The sequence below is a fragment of the Azospirillum sp. UFLA03-27 genome, from assembly GCF_059803775.1.
In genome coordinates this window covers 1-2,216 of record NZ_JAUQTX010000458.1, presented here as the reverse complement: position 1 = coordinate 2,216, position 2,216 = coordinate 1, and the positions used below count along the sequence as shown (strand labels likewise).

Below are 2,216 nucleotides of genomic sequence, written 5' to 3'. Positions count from 1 at the left end.
TATAATCGTCGGCAGCGTCAGATGTGTATAAGAGACAGACCATGGCGAACGCCATCCGCGCGCTGTCCATGGACGCGGTGGAGGCCGCGAAGTCCGGCCACCCCGGCATGCCGATGGGCATGGCCGACGTGGCTACGGTGCTGTTCACGCGCTTCCTGAAGTTCAACCCGAAGCAGCCGGCCTGGGCCGACCGCGACCGCTTCATCCTGTCGGCCGGCCACGGCTCGATGCTGATCTACTCGCTGGGCTACCTGACCGGCTATGAGCGGATGACCATCGACGAGCTGAAGCGCTTCCGCCAGCTCGGCAGCCTGACCCCGGGCCACCCGGAGGTCGACCCCTCCCTGGGCATCGAGATGACCACCGGCCCGCTGGGCCAGGGCGTTTCCACCGCCGTCGGCTTCGCCCTGGCGGAGCGCATCACCAACGCCCGCTTCGGCGACGACCTGATCAACCATTTCACCTACGTCATCGCCTCGGACGGCGACCTGATGGAGGGCGTCAGCCACGAGGCCTGCTCGCTGGCCGGCCATCTCGGGCTGAACCGCCTGATCGTGCTGTGGGACGACAACCACATCTCCATCGACGGCTCGACCGATCTTAGCTTCACCGACGACACGCCGGCCCGCTTCCGCTCCTACGGCTGGAACACGGCGACCGTCGACGGCCACGATCCGGAAGCCGTCGCCAAGGCCATCGAGGCCGCGCAGGACTCCGACAAGCCGACGCTGATCGCCTGCCGCACCATCATCGGCAAGGGCGCCCCGAACAAGGCCAACACCCACGGCTGCCACGGCTCGCCGCTGGGCGCCGACGAGGTGGCCGCCACCCGTGAGAATCTCGGCTGGACGCACGAGGCCTTCGTCGTTCCGCAGGACGTGCTGGACGCCTGGCGCGCCGCCGGCACCCGCGCCGACGCCGCCTACGCCGACTGGGCGCAGCGCGTCGCGGCGATGGACCCCTCCGCCCGCAAGGCGTTCGAGGCGGCCATGGACCGCGGCGTTCCCGCCGGCCTGGACGAGTTGATCGCCGCCTTCAAGAAGAAGGTGTCGGAGGACAAGCCGAGCTGGGCGACCCGCGTCGCGTCGGGCAACGTGCTCGACATCCTGGTCCCGGCGGTGCCGGAAATGATCGGCGGCTCCGCCGACCTGACCCCGTCGAACAACACCAAGGCGAAGAACACCGCCGACGTGAAGGGCCGCGGTGAATTCAACGGCCGCTACGTCCGCTACGGCGTGCGCGAACACGGCATGGCCACCGTCATGAACGGCATGGCGCTGCACGGCGGCGTCATTCCCTACGGCGGCACCTTCATGCAGTTCGCCGACTACTGCCGCCCGTCGATCCGTCTGGCCGCGCTGATGAAGCAGCGCTCGATCTTCGTGATGACCCACGACTCGATCGGCCTCGGCGAGGATGGCCCGACCCACCAGCCGGTGGAGCATCTGGCCGCTCTGCGCGCCATTCCGAACCTGCTGACCCTGCGCCCGGCCGACGCCGTGGAGACCGCGGAGTGCTGGCAGATCGCGCTGGAGCGGGTCAACGGCCCGTCCGTCCTTGCGCTGACCCGTCAGAACGTGCCGACCCTGCGCACCGAGCACGCGGCGGAGAACCGCTCCGCCCGCGGCGGCTACGTGATCCAGGAGGCCGAGGGCGAGCGCAAGGTGACGCTGCTCGCCACCGGCTCGGAAGTCTCGCTGGCCGCCGAGGCCCGCAAGGCGTTGCAGGCCGAGGGCATCGGCGCCGCCGTGGTGTCGATCCCGAGCTTCGAACTGTTCGAGGCGCAGGACGACGCCTACAAGGCGTCCGTGCTCGGAAGCGGCGTCCGCGTCGCGGTCGAGGCCGCCATCCGTCAGGGCTGGGACCGCTGGCTCGGCTATCCGGGCGCCACGGCCGTCGCCTTCGTCGGCATGAGCGGCTTCGGCGAGTCGGCCCCCTATCAGGAACTCTACAAGCACTTCGGCATCACCGCCGAGGCTGTGGTCGCCGCGGCGAAGGCGCGCTTGTAATCGAATTGCCGCCCCGGACTTCGGTCCGGGGCCGGGAGTGACCGCCCCAAGCCGTTCGGTTCGGGGTCGGGGAATGCCAGACTGGAGGAAAACAATGGCTGTTCGGGTAGCGATCAACGGTTTTGGCCGTATCGGCCGTCTGGTTCTGCGGGCCATCTACGAGAGCGGCCGCAACGACGTGGAGGTCGTGGCGATCAACGACCTGGC

2 protein-coding genes are annotated in these 2,216 nt (G+C 69.0%); both read left to right on the top strand.

Going from position 1 to position 2,216, the window contains the following annotated elements:
• Nucleotides 1–41: 41 nt before the first annotated feature.
• Nucleotides 42–2,009: a transketolase gene (gene tkt, locus Q4I23_RS32290; protein ID WP_498528947.1), complete on the top strand. Its 1,968-nt coding sequence runs from the start codon at nucleotides 42–44 to the stop codon at nucleotides 2,007–2,009.
• A gap of 94 nt (nucleotides 2,010–2,103) precedes the next feature.
• The coding region (locus Q4I23_RS32285) for a glyceraldehyde 3-phosphate dehydrogenase NAD-binding domain-containing protein (protein ID WP_282183793.1) at nucleotides 2,104–2,216 on the top strand (113 nt) is incomplete at its 3' end.

What these genes read in the sequence shown, in the direction of transcription:
- tkt (WP_498528947.1), top strand. Translation starts at nt 42, where the DNA reads ATGGCGAACGCCATCCGCGCGCTGTCCATGGACGCGGTGGAGGCCGCG.